The organism is Vibrio sp. ZOR0018 (assembly GCF_963865925.1).
In the GTDB taxonomy this organism is placed as follows: domain Bacteria; phylum Pseudomonadota; class Gammaproteobacteria; order Enterobacterales; family Vibrionaceae; genus Vibrio; species Vibrio anguillarum.
On record NZ_CAWMCN010000110.1, the window covers coordinates 109,724 to 135,497 of the forward strand.

At 36.7% G+C, this 25,774-nt stretch carries 20 protein-coding genes and 1 pseudogene; 4 read left to right on the plus strand and 17 right to left on the minus strand.

What is annotated here, in order from left to right:
* Window positions 1–345 precede the first annotated feature (345 nt).
* The 8 genes from AACR75_RS09770 to AACR75_RS09800 all read right to left on the minus strand — a co-directional run bounded on the left by AACR75_RS09770 (window position 346) and on the right by AACR75_RS09800 (window position 6,715).
* Complete coding sequence (locus tag AACR75_RS09770) at window positions 346–1,047, minus strand: hypothetical protein (RefSeq protein ID WP_025580922.1); 702 nt, start codon at window positions 1,045–1,047, stop codon at window positions 346–348.
* Window positions 1,048–1,078: 31 nt separating this feature from the next.
* Window positions 1,079–1,381 carry a hypothetical protein gene (locus AACR75_RS09775; protein ID WP_047689916.1) on the minus strand — a complete coding sequence of 101 codons (303 nt, stop codon included), beginning with the start codon at window positions 1,379–1,381 and terminating at the stop codon, window positions 1,079–1,081.
* Window positions 1,365–1,799 carry a hypothetical protein gene (locus tag AACR75_RS09780; RefSeq protein ID WP_047689917.1) on the minus strand — a complete coding sequence of 145 codons (435 nt, stop codon included), beginning with the start codon at window positions 1,797–1,799 and terminating at the stop codon, window positions 1,365–1,367. The genes AACR75_RS09775 and AACR75_RS09780 overlap by 17 nt, the downstream gene beginning before the upstream one ends.
* Window positions 1,800–1,816: 17 nt before the next feature.
* Entirely contained in the window at window positions 1,817–4,222 is a 2,406-nt protein-coding gene (locus tag AACR75_RS09785; RefSeq protein WP_052190343.1) for a DNA methyltransferase, read from the minus strand.
* A gap of 88 nt (window positions 4,223–4,310) precedes the next feature.
* Window positions 4,311–4,844, minus strand: coding sequence for a hypothetical protein (locus AACR75_RS09790; RefSeq protein ID WP_047689920.1), 534 nt, complete (start codon window positions 4,842–4,844; stop codon window positions 4,311–4,313).
* A gap of 382 nt (window positions 4,845–5,226) precedes the next feature.
* Window positions 5,227–5,760, minus strand: a complete 534-nt coding sequence (locus AACR75_RS09795; RefSeq protein WP_156117114.1) for a hypothetical protein — start codon at window positions 5,758–5,760, stop codon at window positions 5,227–5,229.
* Window positions 5,761–6,049: 289 nt separating this feature from the next.
* On the minus strand, window positions 6,050–6,352 hold the full coding sequence (locus AACR75_RS18600; protein WP_047689924.1) for a hypothetical protein: 303 nt from the start codon (window positions 6,350–6,352) through the stop codon (window positions 6,050–6,052).
* 15 nt (window positions 6,353–6,367) lie between these two features.
* Window positions 6,368–6,715 (minus strand): hypothetical protein, encoded by a 348-nt coding sequence (locus AACR75_RS09800; protein WP_047689926.1) that lies wholly within the window; start codon window positions 6,713–6,715, stop codon window positions 6,368–6,370.
* A 976-nt stretch (window positions 6,716–7,691) separates the two neighbouring features.
* Between AACR75_RS09800 and AACR75_RS09805 the strand changes: the two genes are divergently transcribed.
* A complete protein-coding gene (locus AACR75_RS09805; RefSeq protein WP_047689928.1) occupies window positions 7,692–9,791 on the plus strand; it encodes a type II secretion system protein in 2,100 nt (699 codons plus the stop codon).
* Between the two features lie 38 nt (window positions 9,792–9,829).
* On the opposite strand, the gene AACR75_RS09810 is transcribed toward AACR75_RS09805, so the two are convergent.
* From AACR75_RS09810 to AACR75_RS09835, 6 genes are all read right to left on the minus strand, one after another.
* Window positions 9,830–10,396 (minus strand): hypothetical protein, encoded by a 567-nt coding sequence (locus tag AACR75_RS09810; RefSeq protein WP_047689931.1) that lies wholly within the window; start codon window positions 10,394–10,396, stop codon window positions 9,830–9,832.
* A gap of 93 nt (window positions 10,397–10,489) precedes the next feature.
* The gene (locus tag AACR75_RS09815; protein ID WP_047689934.1) at window positions 10,490–11,836 is read right to left on the minus strand and encodes a hypothetical protein; all 1,347 of its coding nucleotides are present in this window, start codon (window positions 11,834–11,836) and stop codon (window positions 10,490–10,492) included.
* Window positions 11,837–12,039: 203 nt separating this feature from the next.
* Window positions 12,040–12,570, minus strand: a complete 531-nt coding sequence (locus tag AACR75_RS09820) for a hypothetical protein (protein WP_047689936.1) — start codon at window positions 12,568–12,570, stop codon at window positions 12,040–12,042.
* Window positions 12,571–12,687: 117 nt separating this feature from the next.
* A complete protein-coding gene (locus AACR75_RS09825) occupies window positions 12,688–12,873 on the minus strand; it encodes a hypothetical protein (protein WP_047689938.1) in 186 nt (61 codons plus the stop codon).
* Window positions 12,874–13,072: 199 nt separating this feature from the next.
* The gene (locus tag AACR75_RS09830) at window positions 13,073–15,007 is read right to left on the minus strand and encodes a recombinase family protein (RefSeq protein ID WP_047689941.1); all 1,935 of its coding nucleotides are present in this window, start codon (window positions 15,005–15,007) and stop codon (window positions 13,073–13,075) included.
* Complete coding sequence (locus AACR75_RS09835) at window positions 15,000–16,994, minus strand: recombinase family protein (protein WP_047689944.1); 1,995 nt, start codon at window positions 16,992–16,994, stop codon at window positions 15,000–15,002. The genes AACR75_RS09830 and AACR75_RS09835 overlap by 8 nt, the downstream gene beginning before the upstream one ends.
* Before the next feature lie 76 nt (window positions 16,995–17,070).
* On the opposite strand from AACR75_RS09835, the pseudogene AACR75_RS09840 reads away from it, so the two are divergent.
* The 3 genes and pseudogenes from AACR75_RS09840 to AACR75_RS09850 form a co-directional block, all read left to right on the plus strand.
* Window positions 17,071–17,445, plus strand: a pseudogene (locus AACR75_RS09840) (CreA family protein); the annotation flags it as partial.
* Between the two features lie 113 nt (window positions 17,446–17,558).
* Complete coding sequence (locus AACR75_RS09845; protein ID WP_013867964.1) at window positions 17,559–18,863, plus strand: inosine/guanosine kinase; 1,305 nt, start codon at window positions 17,559–17,561, stop codon at window positions 18,861–18,863.
* Window positions 18,864–19,155: 292 nt separating this feature from the next.
* Window positions 19,156–20,871, plus strand: a complete 1,716-nt coding sequence (locus AACR75_RS09850; RefSeq protein ID WP_047689946.1) for a putative bifunctional diguanylate cyclase/phosphodiesterase — start codon at window positions 19,156–19,158, stop codon at window positions 20,869–20,871.
* A gap of 120 nt (window positions 20,872–20,991) precedes the next feature.
* Here the strand turns inward: AACR75_RS09850 and AACR75_RS09855 are convergent, their stop codons facing one another.
* The 3 genes from AACR75_RS09855 to AACR75_RS09865 form a co-directional block, all read right to left on the minus strand.
* The gene (locus AACR75_RS09855) at window positions 20,992–21,711 is read right to left on the minus strand and encodes a carbonic anhydrase (RefSeq protein WP_047689948.1); all 720 of its coding nucleotides are present in this window, start codon (window positions 21,709–21,711) and stop codon (window positions 20,992–20,994) included.
* Window positions 21,712–21,869: 158 nt separating this feature from the next.
* Window positions 21,870–23,552: a pyridoxal phosphate-dependent decarboxylase family protein gene (locus AACR75_RS09860; RefSeq protein ID WP_047689950.1), complete on the minus strand. Its 1,683-nt coding sequence runs from the start codon at window positions 23,550–23,552 to the stop codon at window positions 21,870–21,872.
* Between the two features lie 53 nt (window positions 23,553–23,605).
* Window positions 23,606–25,516, minus strand: a complete 1,911-nt coding sequence (locus AACR75_RS09865; protein ID WP_047689953.1) for a methyl-accepting chemotaxis protein — start codon at window positions 25,514–25,516, stop codon at window positions 23,606–23,608.
* Window positions 25,517–25,774 lie beyond the last annotated feature (258 nt).

The window sequence follows — 25,774 nt, forward strand, 5'->3', positions numbered from 1 at the left end:
CTTTTCACTATCTCACTATGAACGTGAGATTAAATGTAATTCTTTATAGTCGAGTGTTTAGTCGCTACTTTTCAATTCTACGCTCATACGCGCTTGAACTGGTTTCTGGTACTCAAAACGTGCGTGATTTGACAGTCCCACACGCAAAAACATGACTTTCGAAAAATGGCTATTTAAAGGCATTTTTTTGGGATAGAAAGAGAATACTTTTATTATTCTCATCTTAACCCAGTTTTTTACCTTAAAACACACTAAAACGCCCTATCACGAAAATCCGTTTGCGTGAGTATTGCGTTCCAGTTTTTGTGAACTATTTAAATTGTAAATTCACGATTTATTTCAATATCATTTTAGTTGTTTCATCAGTTCAACGATATGACATGATGCTGAATAATGCCTATTCCACATTCTTTGTACCCACTCAGGATTAACGTCAAATATATTATCATCAGGGCTAAAATCATCATTGTTGTCGCACTGCCATTCATACTCAAAATCATAACAAGCTTCTGATAGATAACTGAATACACCACTCACAAAAGTCTCATCTGAAACAAACTCGCCTAAAAGATTCCATTCCGTGACATCAACATTTGTGTAGTCAAAATCAACTAAAAGTTTAAGTTCTTTATAAGCGACACCACCAGATCCATCTAATACTTCAAAGATGATCAATTGTGCTTTACTATGCTCGTTCCAATCAACTTCTTTGAAAATTGTCCCATTCGCTACATAGTCTTCTTTAATATATATATCTGATACATAATGACTTACTTTAAATAAATCTAAAGTTTCGTACAGAGTGATTACAGATGTCAAGGCTTTATACTCTTCATAGCAAAACACGTCAGAATCAAAGATTGCTTCATCATAATCAACTAAACATAATCCATTCTGCATATCTGTTGTAAACGATAAAAACTTGAATAAGTTTCTATCGTTTATAAGCTCAGAACTCACTTCTAACGCGAAGTGACCATCAGTACCAAGCAGTATGCATTTCCCTTGCGTTTGTAGCAGTTCATTTATCATTTGTTCTTCATTCATTTATTTTCTCCTATTGTTGATACTTAAAGGCTTAATCTTGTAAATATCTTCTTTCAAACTGAAATCCACAGTCATCACAATCAAAATCCACAGACATTAAAATATTATCATCTTCATCAATTTCAGTGTCCCAAGAACCACTGTCACAATTTTCCGACGAACATTTAATACAACCAGATTTTAATGAATCTCTATAATCTACATTTATGAATCTCATGTTGAATTTATGACTACAATCATGACAACACAAATCAAGATCAACGAACTCTGATTCATATTGATACTCCATAAACTCTACATTTTCACTGCTACACTTATTACATTTCAACGTCATTTTCTTCTCCTTTTATTTCATTAAAACCATCACAATCATAGAACTCTACATACGTTTCTAAATCGCAGTCATCGCAAGTGTATGTCTCATGCACGTAGTTCTCTCCAAAAAATGGATCACTTGATTCCCATACATCCTTTGAACCGCAGTTGTAACAAGTACCGATCTCAAACCTTTCACCTTCTTCATCTTCATTGAGATTGAACTCTTCTTGCGGCAAGTGTGGAAAATCTTCACAATCGTTAAAACCTGCAATTAATGCTTCATAATCTCTTTCATACTCTTTATTACATGATGTACATTCAAAATCGACATTCAAATGTTCACTATTGAAAAACAATTCATTAGTCACTACTAAATCTGTTTTTGAGCATGATGGACACTCCATCTCTTCTAAGCCATTATTGTCAATTCTCATTTTATTCTCCTATCATATTAAGCAACATTTCTAAGTTTCATTTCTATGAATGCATCACTTAGTGAAACATTGTGTTTTAGAGCATAATTAAGAACACAAAGACCAGCGTTAATTAGTTGTAAATTCTTAATTGCTCTTTTGTTGTATGGTTCGCTTTGGAAAGCAACGTAAATCTCATCAATGCACATTAGATCTTTCTGTATATCTTTCAGTTCATGTATATACATTGAAACAAAATGGTCTGAAAATTGTGTGTTTGTATTCAACATTTCTTTTATATAATTTGATTGATTTCGAAGTCTTGAGTACGGAAATAATTTATCAAGAATCGGTATGGTTTCGTCAATGATCGATAATAATTCATCTCTGAACTGCTCATTGCTCTGTAATTTGTTTTTTACTTTTCTAATTGAATATGCCATAGTTTTTTCCTCATTTTTAGTTTGTTTAATTGCATTTATGTTTGTTACTGATTTCTCGCCAAGCCCTTTTTGATTTATGTTTAGTCTTTTACTTGCTAAATCAAAGTATTCTTCATCAAGCTCAATACCGATTGCATTTCTGTTTGAATTCTTTGCAGCTTGAAGAGTTGCACCAGATCCAGCGAAGGGATCAAACACCACATCATTTTCATTTGATGAATTGCTTATCAAAATCTCCATTAACTCGACTGGTTTTTCAGTCGGGTGAACCTTGTTCCCAAGGATGTTATCTACTTCTAAAACAGTCTTAGAACCACAATCATTGATAGACTTTGATTTGCCTTTGCGAAAGAACAAAATGAACTCACTGTTTTGCATATACCACCTGTTAGGCGTTGCATTGTTCTTTTTCCAAGTCAGCAAATTGTGAAATTTAAAACCAACTTTCAGAGCTTCATTCATTAAGTCGTTAAGGTTTTTCGCATTAGTCATAAAGTAAGCGTGACAACCATCTTTTAGAACTCGATAGACTTCTGGAAGCCATTCACTAAACTTGATTTCGTTATGCTTAAACAAACTGCCAGTTCTCACATTTTGATTATCGTTGTTAAGCATCCCTTTGGGCTGATTACCTTTGCCCTTTCCACCCGACGAGATTTTGTAAGGTGGATCTGTAAGGACTAATTCAACACTCTCATCAGCCATTTTCGACATACGTTTTAGTGCATCTTCATTGAAGAGCTGAATAGGCTCATCATTCGCGGCTGACGTTGTTTCTAAGGTGATTAGTGGAGCTTCAAAGCTATTGCTCTGTTTGTCATAAACATAAGCTATCTCTTCAAAATCACACTCAATACAAAGTGATAGATGTTTAGTAATTTCATCTTTAATTTGTTCAGAAGTACGTACAACTGAGAAACGTGCTTTATCAACAATCATCACGAACTCAACAACAGATCGTAGTTTCTGACCTTTCTCTTTATTTGCAGAAAGAGATTGAAGATTAGCTCTATGGTTAGTGCCGTAGGTCTTTAAACTCGAAATATCACAGCCTGAAAGCTCCAGAATTTTCACTAAATCAGAGTGAGATAGAAGCCCTTCATCGTGATATGACAATACGACTGTCTTAGACTTTGAAGCACTGATTAGGTCAACAAACGACTTCATCACTTCATTCTTTTTTTTCTTTTCAAGCTTACTCTTGCCGTAACAATTAACAGGCTTTGAAGCCATCATAGACACTTGTGGACGAGAGTTTTCCGCAACGGTGTTATACAAGTGATAGTAAGCACTGTATGGAACAGTAGAACCATACGGTGGATCGATATAGATAACGTCTGACTCTACATTCTCTATTACATCTTCGATATCAGCATTAAAGTGTGTGTGTGCATTAACACTTGGTTCAATCGTTGGGTAAGTCAGAACAAGGTCTTTAAACGCTTTGTCTTTCCACTCTGAATAGTAAGAATTTTGATGTCCACCTGCATTTTGAACAAGTGAGATAGCTCTCATCAGACACACGATTAAAACGTCTTTTGCTTCTTGATCGATTTCACCAGTGTCGAACATTTCATCAATACGATGACGGATCATATCGATTTTCCGACCGTTCTTAGTAAGAAACAGTTTGCGCGTTCCATCTTCATGCAACGTGCCGTTCACGTTATGGTTCATCGAGTACGTTTTCGTAAACCAACCATCTGTCTTATAGAAATACTCTTCATCAAGGTTGTTCAAATGATCGATAAGCGGCTTAAAATGCTCAGAAGAATGCTTGTTGTTTAGAAAAGCATTGTTAATTACTTTCGTGAAAAATTGCTTGTCGTTTGTCGTTACAGAAAACTGATTTTTGAAATGATTAGCAACTCGACCACTTCCTGAAAAGCAATCAAAGAATGTTTTAATTTCGTTGTATTTTTCACCAAAATAATGACGCATTGCATCTTCAATAAATGTTAGTAATTTCTCTTTTGAACCCATATAACCGATTGATTTCATATTGATATTTCCTCTTTAATAGTTTTTAGATGTAGCTTGCCCCTGCCAGTGTTCCAGACATACAAAAGGGACTTTGTTTAGTTGGTTATTAGCTAACTAATTTCAACTCTTGTTTCTGGTCTTGAATTGCCAAAAACATCTTTGTTAAGCAAACAAGCTTTGCTTCTTCAAGAAGTTGAACGTGTAGAGGTTCATTGAAGTCGTCAGCAAAGTGATTTACCACTACTGAAAGAACTGAATAGAGCTGAGGGTTCGGTTCAACGAATCGAGTATCTGAGCACATTTCAACAACCAACTGAGCAAACCTATGCTCAGTGATCGTAAAACTGTTCACTGCTGATTCGTAGTTCGTAAAGAGGATTAATTGATAGGTATTTTGTTCAGAATACGCTTTGTCAAGCATACCAAGCACAAAATCAACAATTTGTGATTTATCTGACAGTTTTAAAGCAATTGAAATACAATCGTCAATACTTACAGCCTTTGGTCGAATGTAAGGATTGACGTACAACATCAATTGATCTGATGTTTTATAATTAAAACGTGGGTTTTCATTTTTAATCTCTGAATTGATGGATTCTGTAATGTCTTTCAAAGATTGTTCAAGTTTTTTGTTTTGCATATTTTCTTTCTCCTGTATGTATGCAGGGAAAGAACAAATTTCCTTTGTGTTGAGTTAATACTTTATACGTTATTTATAATCTATACCACTGACTATCTGTTAAAAGTTTTCCATTTAATTTTGTTCTGTTCCGATTTGTGCTGCAAAGATTAAAATAAATAAATTTTCAAGTCAATAACTTTATACTTGACTTTTAAAAACAACTGTGAGTTGCTTTTAAAATTGATAAATTCATAACTTGTTGATCTAAGGTCCGATAATTTTTATATATATATCAAAGCAAGCATAAAACGGCTTAAATCACAGAAAATCTAACGTTCCATAGTGTGACACATGTCACATTAACAAATAAAAAAGAATCCATTTTGGATTCTCTTTTGTTTTAGATTGTGTGCAGTGTATTTGAGATCTTCTGATTTTCTGTAATATAACCCAGTGATTCAACGCTATTTATATGTTCTACATCATTCAAATAAGCTTTTTGAATCTCTTGAACCTTGCTGTGCATCTCTTCGAATTTTCCTATTTCAAGAGAACAATTTTCGTCAGCTTTTAATTGTTCAAATTTTTCAGATAGTGATTGTACTTTTTCTTTGTAGAATTCATTACATGATGTTAAAAAAACATTCTCTTGTGCCTCTTCGAAATCAAAACTATTAATTATCTTCGCTATTCTATTTTTAATAGCTTTAACTTCGATCTCTTGTTTAACTGTTGAATCAATCTTTACGTAATTTTCAAATAATGCAATTGCAATTGCAAATATCGGTGATATACATATCAAAACTTTTGAAATATATGCACAAATAACACTCAGGATATTTAGAATCATTAGAATATTTAATTGAATCAAAATCATTTCACCGTTTTCGTTTCTAATCTTCAGTGAAACAACATCATTTATAGATTCACTCATTAAGTCTCGTATAAAATCAGTAGTACATGCAATTGACAATTTATACAAGATTAGAGAAATAAATATAATCTTTACTAAATTCAAAAAATAGTTCGCAAGAAATTCAAATTTTTTATTTGTATTCATAAACACTCCCATTAAATATATATACATTTATATTAAAGCATTTATTTCGAACCTTTCAATTTATCAAAGAAAAATCTCTCAATTGAATATTTAAATTGTGCATTTTTAAATGAAAATAATTTTTCTAAACATAAAAAAGAACCCGTTCTGGATTCTCTTTTTATCAGCCCCTGCATTTCTTTGATTTGTTATCTTCTGTACAGGCTAAAGCCTTTTCACAACTTGCTTTATCCGCAGCATTTAAAACAGGACTACTTCTCACACCCAAATTCGTTTCGAAACCCCCTATGCGATTTGGATAGCCTGTTACGCACGACAATACAAACATTGGCTTGGTGTACGGTGGTTCGTTGTACGGAATTGCGTAATAGTACACTTCACCCAACTTTCGCCAATGTATCTGTTCAGCAGCAATCGCTTGCGATGTGCCTAACATTAAACACATTAAAATCATTATTCTCTTCATCTGTATCTCTCCTTTTTAGTTACATACCTTTTTATTGCATTTATTAACGTTTATCGCTGCCCTGCACTCTCTTAAACTTTCATCAGATAGCATCCTTTTGTTAAGTTGTGCTGGCAGACTTAGCCAGTCTTCTAATTGATTATTGTATGGATTCTGGTCGCTTCCCACATAACACTCTAAGTAATAATAGTCTTCGACTATTAACTGGTTAGGATTGTTAGGGTTGTGATACTTTTGAACTTGTCCAAGTTTTGAGTAGTAGTAAACACCGCTTCTGTTCAGTATCTCTTCATGATCAGCAACTTTCGCATTCGCAAACAAACTGACAAGTGATAATGCAGCAATAGCAATTTGATTTTTCATAGTCATTCCTTTGAATTTGTTTATATTTACAATGTACCATTTATAATAATCATTTAAAGGTTATAGCTGCTATTCAATCAGATTATTGTTTATTTACAGAGAAAATATTTTTAACGATATAAAAAATTAAATATAGTTTATCTATCAAAAAAGGGTTTTATGAGAAATTGCAAGATTTACAAAAACAAAGCTACGAGATGTTGTTTATATTCATAAATCAAAAAAGCCAATGCGTGATCAGCGCATTAGCTCATTTGTTTTAACTCTAAAAATATAGTTGTGTGCTATGGTAAGATTCGATACTTACAACTTTCCCGCAAAAACGAGTTGTTCTGTCTTGAACTACATAGCTATTTCCAAAGCTTCATTATGTATAGAACAACTAACTCTATACTCTTATAGATATAACATTTAAATTATACTTGTCAAACAAATTATTTGAAATTCATCCTAATGCATAAACAAGAAGAATTAAAAAAACTGTATTTTTAGCATTATTCTTTTGTTGTCGCAATGATAGTATTTATCTAAATAATTTTAAATTATATAGAAAATCAAATATAATTTTTGCTTAACAAACGTGTATTATGCAAAATTGCAAGTTTTACATAAACAAAAAAAGAGCAATGTTTACTTGCTCTTAATAGTTTTCAATTATCAATTTTCTTATTTAAATAAAACAAGAGATTTGTAAGGAGGGAACAAGATCTCTTAATTATCATTAAAGCACTTAACAATTATTTGTCAATTCATATATCAAATTATTATCTTAATCGTCAAATCAGACACCCAATTAAAAACGCTAATTATATTTTACTAAATCAACTTTAATATTTATCTTTTTGTATAATTCAAAAATAATTTTTATCAATATTTAAATGAAATATATATCATAATCAATTTCATCATTTTTCTCACTCTTGAATTAATAAAATTCAATGCTCTAATATAAGTAAAGATATATTAAGGAGAACATATGAAAAATGAAAAAGGATTTACTCTTGTTGAAACACTCATTGCTGTAAGTATTGCAGGTGTGTTATCAACTGGTGCAATAAAAATCGCAATAGATGAATTAGAGAAAGATCAGCAAGAAAAAGCAGGAAATGAGTTTGTTAAAATCATTGGCGCAATCGAAAACCGATTACTTTTAGACGGCTTTTCAGAGTCGCACTGGAATCAAAACGAGTGGAAAAACACAAATGAAGTAATAAATAATCTGTTAAGGGAACAATTGATTGCCGCTGATGCAAACTGTTCAACTGGTTCTTGGGAACCACAAGATTCAGAACAAAAGAACGCTAAACTTGTCGATTGTTTAATCTGGAACAAAATGCCTTTTGACATGCAAGCGAAAGCAGAACTGAAAAAAGACAGTGCTGGTTTTGTTGAGAGTTTTGATCTGACTTTAAGCTTTAAAGACAAAGAACACTTTGAAAAAGAATATCAGAATTTGCAAAGGAGTTTGTTTAAAGCAAGAGTAAAAGATACATCTGATTCTTCTTCAAATCACTCATACTCATTTGTCGATTTGAACACTAAAACAGACATTTCAAACACTCAATGTATAAATCTTGATAAAGATTGCGGTGTTATGATTAGTTATAACAGAGCTGGTTCATTTGATTATGTGAGAACTGATGGCAGTAACTCGATGCTTGATAGTCACTTGTCTTTCGTCGATGGAAGTGCTGGAACGGGCTTAACTTGCGCGAAGTGGACGAATGACAAAGATGATAATTCTGGTGCTTGGATTCAAACGCTTGATGAAGATTGCGGCATAGGCATTTACAAACAAACTGGTGTTCCAGCAGCAGTTGATGTTGTCGCAGATAACGGTTCATTCAAATCTGTTGTTTTAGATGAAGAATGTGTTTTGTATGAGTGGAATGGAACAAACGTTGTGGATAGCACTAAACGCTCTCCTTGCGGCATGGTAGACAATGGTTCAACAATGTATCAAGTCATTCCAAACGTAAATTCACAAGCGATTATTGCCCTATCTGCAAAGCTGAATGATTTGGACTCAAAAGCAATTCAAACAGTTCAGTTAAACACAAACGAAGCAACGCTGAAAAGCGCAAAGATTCAAGTAGCAAACATTGATAGTTTGGTGTCAAAAGTCGCTGTTGTGGACGACATGGAAATCATAAACACGCTAAAAACTGCACTGATAGATAGTTCAACTGGCACAACTACATTCAATTCTTCTGCGATCTTTACACAAGATACAGATATGCAGCGTTTGACAGCAACAGAGATTGAAACACCTAATGTTTTTGCGACAAATATCGAAACAGCTACTATCAATGGTGTAAAACTCAGCAACGGTTATCACACCGACATCAGATCTGTTAGTGACATAGAGACTACGGGCGAAATCAAAGCGAAAAACTTTGTATCGGGAAGCGTTGAACTGTTTGATGCTAACGGCAAAGAAACACCCCAATACTGTATATCAGAAGGTAAAGGTGCAATATCAACAGATAAACGCACAGGTAGACTTTTGTATTGCTCAGGAACGTATTGGAAAGCGGCATCAGAGTATGGTGAAGACAGTGCTCCTTTCGGCTCGATTATGCTTGTCCCGTTCAATCCAGCAAATATGATAAAGGACGGTTGGTTGGAGTTGCGCGGTCAAAGCATCATTAACAGTTCAATCATAAACAATTGTGATACAGATAAGCTTAAAAGTGTTTTTGGAACGAAAATACCTGATTGGCAAGGTTTGTTTGTTCGTGGTGCTGGCATTCAATATTTGGATGTCAAATGGTGGAGCAGAAGAGATCAAGTTTCTAAAACATCAAGTAAAATTTTTGGTTATTCATCTGTTGCTAATAGAAAAAGTTCTGGTTACATGCAAAATATTGAAGGTCGCGTGAACACAGATGATAGAAGTGCAAGAAATCCAAAAGGTGTTTTTAGAAATGAATGGAATCCTGCCAGTGGTGGTGCTGACGGTGGTGATGGTTCAACATACGATGTAATTTTTGACAACAGTCGTATCATTAGAACCCACGCTCATGAAACAGCTCCTGCCTTTGTGACTGCACATTATGTTATGAAATGTAAATAAACAAAAAAGAACGCATTATGCGTTCTTTTTTACCTATATCATATAAAGGAATGATAAAGCATCAATGAACCTTTCAAAACAAAGATTAAAGCAATAAAGCCAAGGATTACTTTTAACTTGCCTTTGTGAATCTCATTTTTTTGTTCAAAAATCGCATCAGTCGTACTTTTGACCCTATCTAATACTATTGCACTGTATGTATTCGCAGCATCAACTCTTATAAAATCAATCAAAAACTTATTGAAATTTTCATCTGAATTCAAAAACTCAACATAAATTTCTTTATGCGTCTCAATGTAATCTTCAAGCTGCTTCTTGTCTTTTTCCGTTTTTTTGCGTAAAGCCAAGTTGTACTCTATGACTCTCTTAGCGATTTTATTTTCTTTTTTATGTTTTTGTTCAAGTTTGATAAGAGTGTTTATGTAATCATTCATATCAATTAACTTACATTCAAGAACAAAATACTCACTTAAAAAAAGTGTATCTTCATGCGTTAACTTTTCTTCTTGGTTTATCAGCTTTTCAGCTTCATAACTCATAGCGTTAAACTTTAATTCTAATTCTTTTTTGTTTTTAATTAGTTCATTATCTATTACTTTTGACATAACATTTCTCCTTGTCGTTATATAATAATTTATATCATGTCAAAATTTAATTGCAAAAAAGAGGTGCAATCTCTTGCACCTTTTTATTTTAATTTAAAGATTAAACGCTCTTTTTCGATTACGTTTTTCTTTTGATTTATTTGAAACATCTACATTCCACTCATCAGAGACTTTCTGTTTCAGTTCTTTTGAAACTTCTGAACTACTCAGTTCTGTTCTATTTGACTCATTCAACTGATAAAAACTAATGTCAGCATCATCTTTGTTTTTCACAGCCAATTGATTACCGACTTTTTCAGTATCAAATCCAAAGCTTTTAAGAACTTTCTCAAAATGCATAGGGTGAATCTCAGAAGCTGCAAACACTTTGACGTTGTGATCCAAGTCTGTATAGATCTCTTGAATATCTTGATGTCTACCGCTCAGTACAAACAAGCTACCAACATCCGTTGTCGCCCCGTCGAGCTGTGGCACTTTGATTCCACTTGGAAGAAGCTTGTATGTAGCCGCTGGCTCTTCCATTAGCTTATTGATACTGGTAATCAACGCTTCTTCAAGTTCGAGCATGTTATCTGTGCTTAAATTCAGTTTGTTGAAAACTGGATCAAAGTGGAATTGTGCATCACGCAAATCAAAGTTGATGTTAGCGAATACCGTATCATCTCCATCTTCTAATAAACACTCTATCTCTATTAGTCGTTTGTTCTTTATCTCAACATTAGAGATGATGTCGAATTTCAAGTCATTAGATTCATAGCTCAACAAGTCTGAATCGATTGCTTCAACAATGTCTATCTTTGTAAGCTCAGAACCATTGATTTTATACACTGCATCTTCTAATGCTATGAAGTGTGTGCATTCATGTTCAAACCTATCACCTATGCTTAACTCAACAACATCTGAGTTTTTAGCTAACGTGTAATCAAGCATCAACTCTTTAAAACTATCGTTGAGCGTTAACGAGTCATTTAAGCTATCGAACTTGTTCTTAAACATCTCTCTCAGCGTGTTGTGGTAAATGTTGCTATCAGAGTTGAGTTCGCTCAGAACGGCTAAATCAGTATCGTTTAGAACTTTATCTTTTTGACCAAAGTTGAATTGCTCAACGTCTGACAAACCACCGTTTATACTAATATCTATCGTCGGAACGATTCGCCCGTTGCCAAGATTCAGATCTTGAAAGACAAGACTTGCTACATCTGCATTTTGCATAACATTCTCATATGCTTCATCAAGATCTAACGTTGATTCATACTCAGATAATATTCTGTCTGATAAATGATTTAGATATGTTTTTGTTCTTGCCAATGATTTTGAGTTTTCTAACACATATTCTTCAAACACATCACCTTCTGATAGATTTAATTCGTCAGGTAAGTGTGATACTAACTTATCTGATAAATTCTCCATAAAATCTAACTTTGATTTTTTTAATAACATAAACTCTCCTTGTTTAATTTTTATGTATAAGTACATTTTATCATTAAACGATAATTATTTAAGAGAGTGTATATTTCAGTGTTAATGATTTGTTTTAAATACAGTATAAATTGAATATCATAATTTTAATATACTTAAAATTTTAATCGAGAATCATGATTTATTATATTGAAACTTTGATAAAAAAAGCATCCCAAGGATGCTTAATGTACTGTATTAGATTCGATTACACTATCTTTAATCATCTGCTCTAAGACGATTATTGCAAAGTCTTCTTTGATATGTTCAAACTCGAATAGATAGTTGATTGTAGGAAAAGTTTTCAGGTATTTCAGCAAGTTAGAACCGCTGCTGAACGAGTAAAAACGGTTTGGATATAGTTCTGCAATAAAGCTTGCGTTTATCTCAAACAAGTGATTGAAATCTCTGATATTTTGACCGATCAAGATGTTTTGGTCATCGATGATAGCTTGATTTAACTTGCTTTTGATCGGGTTGAACACTTCTACAACCGCTGTTCGATAGAAGTAGTTTGCACCTAAGCGATCTATCAATTCTTCAAGAAGATAGTGAGGGAATGTTTTGTTTTCGCCCGAATCGAAACTATTATTGCTTTTTCCAGTGTAATATCTTTTAGACACATTGATTGCGTTTAACTCAGTCGCAGTATCAACCGCTTCTTTTACTTGTTTGTAATGATCTGAACGAAATACTCTGTGAGATGTAACAGCCATAGGTTCACCAATTGATTAAATCACATTTTATAATTTTAATTCATTTGGTTACTTTTAACAATCGAATCATATGTTTTAGGCATAAAAAAAGACTAACTCCCTGTTAGTCTTTTTTACTTAGATATGAATGATTTCATTCGAAAACGAAAAATCAAGTTCTTCATCATCTTTTCTCACAAATGGTTTTGTTTCAATTATCTCTAATGATTTTGACATCATCTCTTGAAATGACATTTGATTGTCAAACTTCCTGCTTCTTACATACTCCTGTCTAATTTGTTGCATTGTTATAGATTGTTTCATTTATCACACCTTTTAATTGGTGCTCATTTATTTATTGTTTCATACACTTTCCTTAAAAAGTATTAGTAGAGTTCTTTAATTAATAAATCGAGCGAGTTAACGCTGAAAATAATATTAAAATAAATACGAAAAGTCAATAAAAACACTTGACATTTCATTGTTTTAAAAATTCAAAAAAATATATGTGAGATTGATCACGCTATTTGTTCATGTATTCACTTTTCACCGCTGCTAATTTAATTTTTAAATCTGTATTGGTAATAACTTCATTCATTCCTGCCAATGATTCACGAACTGTTTTTATCATCAAAACCATCAATTCATCAGCTTCATAACCTTTTAAACCATCTGTATTGATTTTGATAGTATTGAACATCAAGTCAGTTGCAAATTCATCTTGATATGCATAAGTTCTAATAACATTATCGACGAAACACACGATCACAAACTTTGCATAAGCTGTGGCATAAACTTCCATCCAGCGAATTTTTTGTTTAAGTAGCTCATTCACCGCCTTCCTTGCTTCAACTTTCTCAGCAAAAACCTTAGATTTTAATGCATTCTTCTTCTGTCTAATCGATTCAGAAGATGATGATGTTTGACTCTTCATGCTGTTCAGCAATTTACTTTTCTCAAACTCAACTTCTTGAAGCTCACCTTTCGCTTTTTCAAGCTCAACCAATACATCACTACCGTCCACACCAGCATTGATTAACCCTTGATATGTCTTAGTCAAACCAGTTATTTTAAGATTGATTGCCGCTTCGCGTTCTTCAAGCTCTGTTAAGCCTTGGGTTTCTCCTTCTACACCATTTGCATGATCAAGAATTTCATTAACATCGATATAGCGAATGAAGTTGATAAACTGTGCTTCAAAGTTCTTATAGTTGATGTTTTCCCCTGTACAGCCATCATTTAAAGCCGATCTTTCACACTTCAAATACTCAAAATAATCATCGACCTTTTTAACGTTGTTCTTCTTTGTCAGCTTGTAGTGAAGTCTTGTGCCGCAACTGCAACGCATCAAGTTCGAAAACATGTGCGGCTTCTCGCTCGACTTGCTTCTATCAACCTTAACAGAGTTAGCTTTAACGGCTTCTTTCGCTTGATTGAATTTCTCTTCACTCATAATTGGTGGATAGTAGTTGTAGAGCTTGTCCGTAGCGATTTTTCGTACTCTCTTTGTCGAAAATGTCTGTGTTTTCTCATTAAACACTTCTTCTTTCGCTTTGTGGTACAAATACGAATGCCCTATCACATTTTCATTTTTCAGATAATTGCTGATTGTCGATAAGTTCCAGTATTTGGCTTTTGTATAGTTGCCACTGTGGAAGACAGGAATGTTTTGTTCGTTCAACACTTGACAGATCTTGCCATTCCCCAGCCCTTGAATTTTCAAATCAAAGATGTAGTTGATAATTTTTGCGCGTTCTTCGTCAATCTCAAAGCGTTTCAACGCTTCTTTCTTAACAGAACCGTCTTTACCCACATACTCATAGATAATGTCTTTTGTTTTGATCCAACGTGGACAACACGCTTTTATACCAACATGTCGATGTTTGCCTTTCTGCGTTTCATCGTTATACAGATACTCGATCACATCTCTTTTGCGCTGCCGTGAATCAGAGATATAGATACTCTTCACTTCTGATTCGTAGTAAGCAGTAGACATGTGAATGATTGATATAATCATCTGTTCTAAGTTGCCACTATTGCGCTTGTAGACTTCATTATCAATCGTCGTAACGATGTTGAATCCTTTATCAAGTATCTGCTCAAAATAGCGACTTGCAACGTCTGGACTCATGCGCGAGAAACGGTCAAAGTTGTGGAACGTGATGTAGATAAACTCTCTTTCAGCTACATCTATCTCTTCCAACAGCTCTAACATCAATTGCATTTGACCTTTCTGGAACGTTTTAGCTGTATCACCGCTCAATGCAAAACCCGAAACACCGCGATCCACAAACGCTATGTCTTCATCAAAGAATAAGCCGTATTCATTCGAAAAACGCTTCGCTTCTTCGATTTGACGTTCAAGAGATTTACGACCAATTTCATCTTGAACATCAGTTGAGAAACGGGCGTATGGCACACAAATGCCTTTGTATTTCGACTTGTCAAAGTTAAACACTTGCTTGTTCTCCAATATTTTTCAAATAGTCTTGTTTGATGTGCTGTAAGTAGCTAATCAAATCAGCTTTTGTGATCACTGCTTCCACGCCTTTAAGTGAGTTTCGTATTGCTTTGATAAGCGTAAACATCAAGTTTGAAGCTTGAACCCTGTTCAACCCTGATAGATCAACGTCAATTTCATTAAACATCAAATCGTTTGCATACCGATCATCAAATGAAAAAGTTCGTATAACAGTGTCATGAAAAGCGATAATCACAAACTTCTGTCTTTCTGTTGATACGACTTCCATCCATTCGATTTTTGAATGAAGAAAGTCATTTATCTTTTTGCGAATTATGATCTTTTCATCACTCGAATAATTATCCTTGTTCAACATATAATCGTTGATATCAACAAATTCACGATTATCTTTATCAGCTTCAATTTCTAAACCTTTCTTTTTAAGTTCCAGATTTTCAAGTTCTAAGACTTTCTCAGCAATTTCTTTCTTAGTTTTTTCTCTATCTATCAAAGCTGTTGAACCATCTAAACCTGCACTTGCAAGGGACATATACGTTTTTGCTAAACCTGCTTCTCTCAGTTTTAGAGATTCAATTTCATCAGTAAGCTCTTTGATGTCCGTATCAAGATCGATAATTTTTAAAGCGTGTTTACTGTTCGTTGTAGAACAAATCTTTTTAAAATCGATATTATTTACGTATCTGAAAAACGCTGTTTCAAGCATCGTGTAGTTAATTGTTTGACTATTACACTTATGATTAACAAAAGCGTTATTGCATTGTAGATACTCATTAACACTCACAGATTCTGATTTTTTCTTGTTCTTTTTCGTTCTGCGGTACTGCAATGTTCCACCACATTCACACAATAATATTTGTGCAAAGATGTTGGTTCTTTCCCCAATTCGACCAAGTTTTTTCGGTTTGTCTTGCTGAATGGTATTCTTATGCGCTTCAAGATATTTTGCTTCTGATACAGCGGCAGGATAATAGTTGTAAAGTTTTTCAGTAGCGGTTTGTTTAATCTTCCGCTTCTTGAATACTTTATCGATTTCACACATATACTCTTCTTCATTGTGTGTATGAAGCGTAATGTGTCCCAAAACCATTTCATTACAGATCAGGTTCTGCACTGCAAAGACATGCCATTTTTTAGCGATTCTGTGCTTGCCTTGATCGAAAGTTGGAATCCCTTCTTCATTCAATCTTCTACAAATTCGTGCGTATCCCAAACCTTGGATTTTTAGGTCAAAGATATAATTAACTATCTTTGCTTTTTCTTTGTTCAACGTAAATTTTTTGAACGAATCCGTTCTTTTTGAACCACTCTCATCAGTGTATGTCAGCTCGATTTTTTCATGATCAATCCATCTCGGCATGTTCGGTTGAACAACCCCGATGTGCTTGTATTTACCCTTTTGACTTGGATGAGTATACAGATACTCAACAACCTTTTTTTTACGTGCTAAGGCATCTTTGATGTAAATACTTTTAACCTGACTCTCTTCCCACGCAGTAGTCATTTTGATTGTTGAGATGAGCATTTTGCCAAGATCTTTGTCGTGGCGCGTGTAAAGCTGATTGTCGATTGTGGTTACAACGTTAAACCCTTTTTGCAAAATCAGGTCAAAATAGGTTCTTGCTTGTTTCGGACTCATTCGAGAAAAGCGGTCAAAGTTATGAAACGTGACATAAATGAACTCACGTTCTTGATATGGCACTTCTTCAAGCAATGCCAACATCACTTGCATTTGACCCTTCTTAAACGCCTTCGCAATATTGCCTTGTTGGGCAAAACCAGAGATCCCTTTATCCGCAAAAATCAGGTCTTCATTGATATATAAATTGTTCGATTTCGCATATCGACGAGCTTCTTCAATCTGACGTTCAAGCGATTTTTTACCAATTTTAGATTGCCCCTTGGTAGAGAAGCGAGCATAAGGAACACAAATCCCTTTGAACTTTGATTTATCGAAAGAGAACATCTAACCACCTGATTATGCTTGATTTTACACGCATTATAGCAAACTTTAAAAAGGTTGTGTATTATAGGGTTTATCTAAAGACGTAAAAATCGAAAATCTAAGTGATGATATTGTGACTGGTGTTACGTGCCATATTGCTTCAATTGAGGCTAATTTGAGTCTTTCTGATCCAAGTGATAGCTCAATCTCGTGTCGTCAGACTGGTGACATTACGCCAGAGATGATTGCAAAAATTGATAAGAGCAAATCAGGCGAAATCGTGTTTAAGAAGTCAAAAAGCATTTTCTTCAAGTCAATGAAAGTCAGACGTATCTACGATGCAGAAAATCAAACCCTGATCTACTTGTCTTATACTACCAAAGAAACAGATGGTAGCTTCAAGCACAGCCTATCGACCGTACCGCTTTGGGGGACTAAGGCTTATAGTACGGACATAACGCTCACTAAATAGCCGCTAACGCCTCGGCGATCTAGATTTAGCTCACTTTTTTATGTAATAAAAATGAAAGGAACCTTTCATATCCGTGATATGATGCGGGAAATTTTCAATTCTCATTTTTCAACATGAAGTTTCCTGGACAGCGTAAATCTAAGCACTATTTTCCGACTCATGCTCGTGACCCTCTCGTCAATCAAATTCAACAAACGGCTATGCTCCACCGCCCAACAGTGGTCGGTGTTGGGCAAACCATTGTTGATATTGAAGCTCGTGTAGACAATGAGTTCTTAGAGAAACATCAATTGAGTAAAGGTCACTCACTGGTGCTCGAAGAGAGCAAAGCCGATGCGCTCTATGAAGAGCTAGTCGAACGAGGTTTAATTACTCACCAATACCCGGGAGATACGATTGGCAACACACTGCACAACTACTCTGTGTTGGCCGATAGCAAATCCGTTTTGCTCGGCGTGATGTCCAAAAATATTGAAGTCGGCTCATATAGCTATCGTTATTTGTGTAGAACCTCATCGCGCATGAACCTAAACCATCTTCAAACTGTCGATGGTCCTATCGGGCGTTGCTACACCCTAATTTCTGATGATGGAGAGCGCACCTTCGCCATTAATGAAGGGCATATGAATAAACTTCGCCCTGATAGTGTTCCTGAAGAGGTTTTTGAAAAAGCTTCCGCTTTAGTTGTTTCTTCTTACTTAATGCGTGGAAAGCCCGAAGATCCAATGCCACTTGCGGTCAAACGCGCTATTGAGATCGCTAAATCCAAGCACATTCCAGTGGTGTTAACCCTAGGCACTAAGTATGTAATTGAAGGTAATGCGAAGTGGTGGCAAGACTACATCAAAGAAAACATTACAGTCGTCGCCATGAATGAAGAAGAAGGTGAAGCGTTAACTGGTGAGAAAGATCCACTGCTTGCGGCTAACAAAGCACTCGAATGGGTAGATTTAATCCTCTGCACCGCGGGGCCCGTGGGTCTTTATATGGCTAGCTACACCGATGAAAGCGCAAAGCGCGAAACTGAATTACCTCTCCTACCGGGTAATATTGCTGAATTTAACAAGTACGAATTTAGCCGTGCGATGCGAAAACAAGACTGCCTCAACCCAATAAAAGTGTATTCACACATTGGCCCTTACTTGGGTGGCCCATTGGAAATCAAAAACACTAACGGAGCGGGAGACGGAGCGCTATCGGCTTTATTGCACGATATGGCCGCGAATAGTTATCATCAACGCAATGTTCCAAACTCTGCCAAACATGATGTGCCGTACCTCACTTACTCTTCGTTATCTCAGATCTGCAAATATGCAAACCGTGTCAGCTACGAAGTACTCACACAGCACTCTCCTCGTTTATCGCGAGCATTACCAGAACGTGAAGATAGCCTAGAAGAAGCGTATTGGGATCGTTGAATCGTATGACTTCTACATGAATAAAAGCGACAATTTGTCGCTTTTATTATTTCCACAACGAATAAACCGCACGATGCGGTCCTACGTTATTTAAGTCTCACCATTTCGTTTCAGAAATAACAACTTCCGTGAAATAAACTGATAACTTGTGCCTAATTGATGAATCAATAGTTTTATAATTGAGACATCTTAGTACAAGCGTTATAGTACTCTTTAAAGATGAGTCATAAAGGTTTTGGATCAAGACTCACAATTATCATCCATTGCTGCTTTCGCTTGAATTAGGATTAACATGACAATGTCATTTCCGCAGGAAGAGTATTCAATTTCAGACCTAGACAGTGCCGTTGCAAAGCAGCGTCTGGTTCATATTCTCGATTTTTTTAGTCAAGGTCTGTTTTATATGAGCAGCGATGGAAACATGGTGCTCTATAATCCAACGTTTTATGTACAATTTGGTGTAAACAGCGAAACTATTTCCTATGCTGATTGGCTGAGTTTGGTTCATCCTATGGATCGTGCACTGCTCAACAGCCGCGTCGACAAGCATATCAGCACCACTGAATCAAGGGAATCGATTCAATACCGAGTCAAAAAAGCAAATGGTCAATATATCTGGTTGGAGGGGAATGCGGTCACAAAAAGTGTGAGCGGTGAACATTTTATGGTGGGTAGCCATAAAGATATCTCCGATCAAAAATTGATGGAAGATTACATTCATCAAGCTGCATTTTTTGACAGCTCATCAGGCCTCTATAATCGAAGTAAATTACTGCTCGATATTGATGAGAAAGCACTCAAAATTGGAGAGCCTTATTCACTTATCTACATCCAACTTGAAGATATTAAGTCTTATCTCAATCAATACGGCTCAGATATTGTTAAAGATTTACTGAATCACGTCGTAAGTGCACTGCGTGAACTGCCCGATGAATTTGCTGATTTTTACCGTATTCGCTCTGACGATTTTGCCATATTACTTAGAGGAGAACGCTCATACGATGAACTCAAGCATATCTGCTCTCAAATAATGAAGCACTACTCGAAATCAGCCACAGAGCATGGGCACCTCTATGGTAATGATATTAGCATTGGTGTCTATCCTGAGATAAACCGTACTATATCTGCCGATGAGTTGTTAAATATTGCATCACGAACTTGCCAATTTGCTAGTGCCAAAAATCATTCTCGTATCGAAATTTACAGTGGCCGAATTCAAAAAAACGTTGATCGTTATTTCTTCATCGAAAGAGGCTTAAAGGAAGCATTAGATCAACGTTCATTGTCCGTGAAATTCCAACCCATTATTCATGCACAATCAGGACAGGTATCAAGCTTTGAAGCCTTAGTCCGCTGGCGATCAAAAGAGTTTGGTGAGATTTTCCCGGACGAATTTATTCCCGTTGCAGAAAAAAAGGGGCTGATTGTTGATTTAGGCTATTTTGTCTTCAAAAAAGCCTGTGAGTTTATTGGCCGTTACAATAAACAAAATGGGGTTAATATTCGGGTTAATATTAATGTTTCAGTCCTTCAACTTCTGAAAAGTGACTTCCCACAACAGATACTAACAATGGCTAAGGCTTCCGGTGTATTGCCCTCTTCTATTGTGTTAGAACTGACGGAAACTGTCATACTCGATGGCGATAAAAATGCGATTAACCAGCTTCACTCCTTAAATGAAATGGGGTTTCAACTGTCGCTGGATGATTTTGGAGCTGGTTTTAGCTCACTCAATAGCTTCTTTGATTTGCCCCTCAATCAAATTAAAATAGACAAAAGCATTGTATGGAAAACACTGACTAACCCAGCATCAGAACAATATTTAGCCTTTCTCATCCAGTTTTGTCACACCAATGGCGTCGACATTGTTATTGAGGGGGTTGAAAATGGCGACATGTACCAAAAATTTAAAGAGATGGGGGCAACTTATTTACAAGGCTATTGGTTTTCAAAACCACTATCTTTAGCCAGTGCAAGCCGCTATACATTAAATGCCGTCAATGAATAAGCACAAAAAATAGCTTAGCTAAATTAAGCGATTACACCTAAAACTTGAAGAAGCAGAGCGGAAAGGAAATAGTAAACCCTGTGAGCCCGACTGCGACTTCAAATCGCTCAAAGAGCGTTGTTATTCTTTTTCTAGCACTAAGCGAGCATTGTGATCTTGTATGGGCCGATTGTTATTTCCCATCACACTATGTAGTGCTGCACTTTGTTGCTGTGACAAACTGTTCGGCTGTTTGACCACCAACCATCTCACGCCTTCACTGCAAGGCGGCGTTGTGAGTGACCCATTAAAACGGTAATACTCATCTAGCTTAGGTAACAGTGACTGTACTGCTAACTCTTTTGCTAACTGCACACTCGCCCCAACTTTAGGCAACTCCGCAGTAAGCTGGGCTAATGGTTCATTCTGTGCGCCCGTTTCAAACATCACCGCCAAAACTGCCAGATTGCCAGCCGCATCAGCATGCACAAAATGCGCTTCTAAAGGATATTGATGTCCTTTAATTAAGTTTTCAGAAGGGGTATGGAAGTGAAATTGTTTGAGTTCAAATTCTGTACCATCCACTACCAGTGTATTTTTCCCTGAAACTGAGGCTTGCAGCGTGTGTCCATTGTTGGTCAATGCACCCACAACGCCTGAATAGTGGATATCTAAAGATTTTAAATCAGCTTCAACGAGGCCATTGATATCAATTGGGCTTTGATTTTTACCCATTTCACAAATTTTAGAAACATGTCCCCAATGTTCAGGGCCACGTTCACCTTCATATCCCCATTCATTTGCTTGCGCTACATAGGTAAAGCAAACGCTAATTGCTAGGGTCAACAGTTGTTTTTTCATTATCGTTCCTTGAGACAGCTTGTTATCTAAAATGTAACATTCAGGTTAATATCACGCGCACATGGTAATACATTCTTCACACCGCATCCGTGGTGAAAAATAACATTACATTGACGTGACTAGTCATTCATTTCAGTTCGCGCTCACCCTTTCCATGGCTAGCGCCGAACAATGTTTTGGCAAAACTGTTCGATATGTTTTCGGGTGGTATTGGGGTTCATTAAAACCGCTTTTTCTCCCGGAATATGTAAACAATGTCCAGTGTCATCATAATGAGTGCGCGCAATCGAATCGACCCAATTGGTGTTGAGATGCTGGCCTTTATGAGATAAGAACTGATGACGATGGTAGAGCGTATTCTCTACTATCGAATCAACCATAGAACCCTGACGTGCGACGTTCATTTCTTGATCAAACATCGATTCAGCACACGTCACTTTCTGTGGGTCATAGAGACGAAAAGTAACACTTGGCCCTTGGTTTTCTACTGCTGCCACCTTGCAGTGTGGTAGAGCGGCTAATTGGCAGCGTAAATAATTAGCATTTTGCAATGTATGACCAATCACGGTTTGGTAGCCTTCGATACCTAAATGTTGCAGTGCTGAATAGGCAGAAAAAACACCCACGGCACTGCGTGAACATTCAATGGTCGATTGCAAATGGCTCTCTTCTCTTTGAGCATGTTCAAAGTAGGAGTAATAACCGGGATCTGTTTTTAATACCGCGAGATCGTGTTTGTTTTTGAGCATCACCAAGCTGGAAGTATAAGGGACATAACCCCATTTTTGAAAATCGACCGTAAATGAATCCGCTAATTGTAAACTTTTAATCCTCGGCAATAAGGATTCAATACCCGTCAGTGTTGCCCGATTAAGCGATAAAGGGTTGCGTTCAAAATCATACTCTTGGAAAAACAACATGCTCCACCCAACAGCAGCATCAACATGAATATGTGGTTTCATCGAAATCGCATATTCTTGGCATCTTCTTTCTCTTATCGCATAAACCTGTTCAATATCATCAGTTGCGAAGGTATCGGTACTGCCAAATGTCAACATTATGCTAGGAACAGCAATGCCATTTTTAAAACAGAAAATCAATTGTTGGTCTAATTCAGCCAAATCCATTTCATTGTTATCTTTAACTTTGATCCGAATCGCTTTACCTTGAACATCAACCCCCAACAACGACAAATTTGTCATGTTTGAATAGTGACCTGCTTCTGAATTGAATATCCTGTAATCTTCTCCCGCCAAACCATTCAGAGCTGACTTTGGCAACACTTTTCGAATACCTAATAGATAGCCGTACAAATTACAAAATGTACCTCCTTGTGTGAATACTCCAGTCGCTTGATCACTATCATAACCAGCTAAATGCGCGATTTGCCGCACGACTAATTTTTCCAGTTCAATGGCATCTCCCGCATATTCGCTATAAACCAAGTTAGGGTTGGCGATAGTCGCAAGTAGCGCACCGTGAATGGCCGGATCACAAGGTGTCGAGATCACATTTTCCACTGAGCGAGGGTCATCCCAGTTTTTTGAACGTTTGGCTGCATAAAGCGCTAAGTCGTTAAAAGGGCGAATGGCGTGGCTCGAGTGTCGAGGAATGATGTTTGAATGCCGTAATTGTTGCTGCAATGCAGTATTTACCACGGTTGGCGCATCAATTTTTCGCTCTTCAAGCCAACGGGCGATCTCGTGAATACGATACAAAGGCCAACGATTGGGATCGCGAGCAAAAAAATGCGCTTTCACTGTCTGGAAAATTTGCTCAAACGCAGGGTTCAGTTGATTGGCGTGCTCATCTAGCCACACGCTATAGTACGCTGTTTTCATGATGCTCTCTCCGTGCTTAATCCCAAATAAAACGCCGCGTTAGCGGCGTTTTATTACTTTAATTTAAAGTTGGAGACCAAGCGGTCAAGCTCATGGTTTGAGTAAGAGAGTGACTCTGTAGCACTGACGGTTTGTCTGCCACTCACCACCAATGATTCAACGATGTCTCTTATCGCTAGCATATTGCGACTGAGCTCTTCTGCGACGGTACTTTGCTGTTCGGTCGCAGCTGCGATCTGGGTACTCAGATCATCAATTTCGGACACAGAAGTGCTCATGATGTTTAAACTGCCAGAAACTTCAGACGTTTTATCTGCTGTGGTTTGACATTGGTTTTTAGTTTTGTCCATTGCGGCTACAACGCTATCCGTCCCTTCAAGTAGCTTGGCCAGCATATCTGATATTTCAGTAGTGCTGTTTTGCGTTCTCGCTGCTAAAGCACGAACTTCATCTGCAACCACCGCAAACCCACGGCCTTGCTCACCCGCACGCGCCGCTTCGATCGCCGCATTCAACGCAAGCAAGTTCGTTTGCTCTGAAATAGCGCCAATCACGGTCAATACTTCGCTGATCTTGATCGCATCTTTGTTCATATTGGCAATGCGCTCAGACATCTGTTCGACGTCACTCACCAATGAGCTGACCGTTTCAACCGCATTATTCACAATAATAATCGATTGTTTGGCCTCTTCGCTCGCCGAGTCAGTAATGTGATTCGATTGCGTAACGCTCTCTGCCACAGTACGTGCACTTTCACTCATTTCAGTAATGGCCGTCACCACTTGCTCTGTTTCAGATGAGTGCGAAAGCAGCATGCGCTCATTTTCCTTTGCCGTTTGACCTAACTGCTCAATATTAGAGGAGATGTTTTGACTGGCATCAGATATTTGCAACATCATTTTTTGTAGATTTTCTGAGAATAAATTGAAGCCTTGGCTTATCTGCGCTAAATCATCATCACCATTCACCTCCAAGCGGCGTGTCAAATCACCGGAGCCTTTCGAAAGATCAAGCACCGCTTTTTTCAGGCGTAGCAAAGGCTTGTAGATATAATTAAGAATGACGAAGATTGCCGCGACGCTGATAATGAGCAAAGTCACTCCAGTGTAAATAGCACTACTTTGCGCTTCATACACATTAGCTAACGCTGTACCTTTGTCGACGAACACCATCATGGTCCAGTACATGTTATCGGTTAGGTTAACGCGCTTGAAATAACCATCAAACTCAATACCTAAATAAGGAAATGACAAATGACCAGCATCTTGCTGGCTAAAAAGTTTCTCCATTTCGAGGAAATTAGGGCTGACTTGCGAGGGCGTTCGTCCAATATCACTAGGATCATCACTAGCAAAAAAGACAGCATTCTTGTCGGTTAGTGTCGCTGCACCGCCGGCAAAGCGCATATTACTGACTTGGACAATGACTTCATCCAGTTGGATATCTCCCAGCAAAACACCAATGAAACGGCTTTGTTGGTAGACAGGCATAACTACACTAATAACCTGTTTACCGGTGATTTTATCTTCATAAATTTCAGTTACCTGAGCAGTTCGAGAGGTTTTTGCTTGCTGATACCAATCCCTACTGGTGAAATTTTGTTGACCTGTAACAACTCCGTTGTCTTTGTCAAACGACATATAGGCACGGCCATCGTCATACGCCATAATGACATTTGAAATTTGCGCACTCTCAGCTAACAATCGAACTAAGTTGACATTCTCTTGATCAGAAAGAGCAGATCGGAAATGTTGTGAACCTTTAACTACGGCTTGATAACGTGTTTTCACCCAAGATGCGAGTTCAGAAACGTGATAGTTGAGCTTGTTTTGAGTTTCTGTGGTTAAAGAGGTAATCATCTTCTCTTTTAACGACAGCATGTTGATAGTGCCCAAAACGATTAAAGAAATCGCAACGAGCAGTGCTACGCTCACATATATTCTGCTTTTAAAACCTAAAGTCATAGATTCACCCTCACCGTATAACAGCTAGAAAGATTAAGGTGAAACTTGATCATATTATTAATATGAATGGTAGACCAATGAGACACCTAGCCAACCTAATAAAATTGGTACACGGCGAACACTTATGCAAGTTATGTCATTAATATTTATTATTGAGTGCGCAAAATGAATTTTACATTGAAAGACAAGATGATGATTTTTAATGGAAATACGTTGAGATGATGGTTAAGAAAAACGCGCAGTGGTGATGCTGCGCGC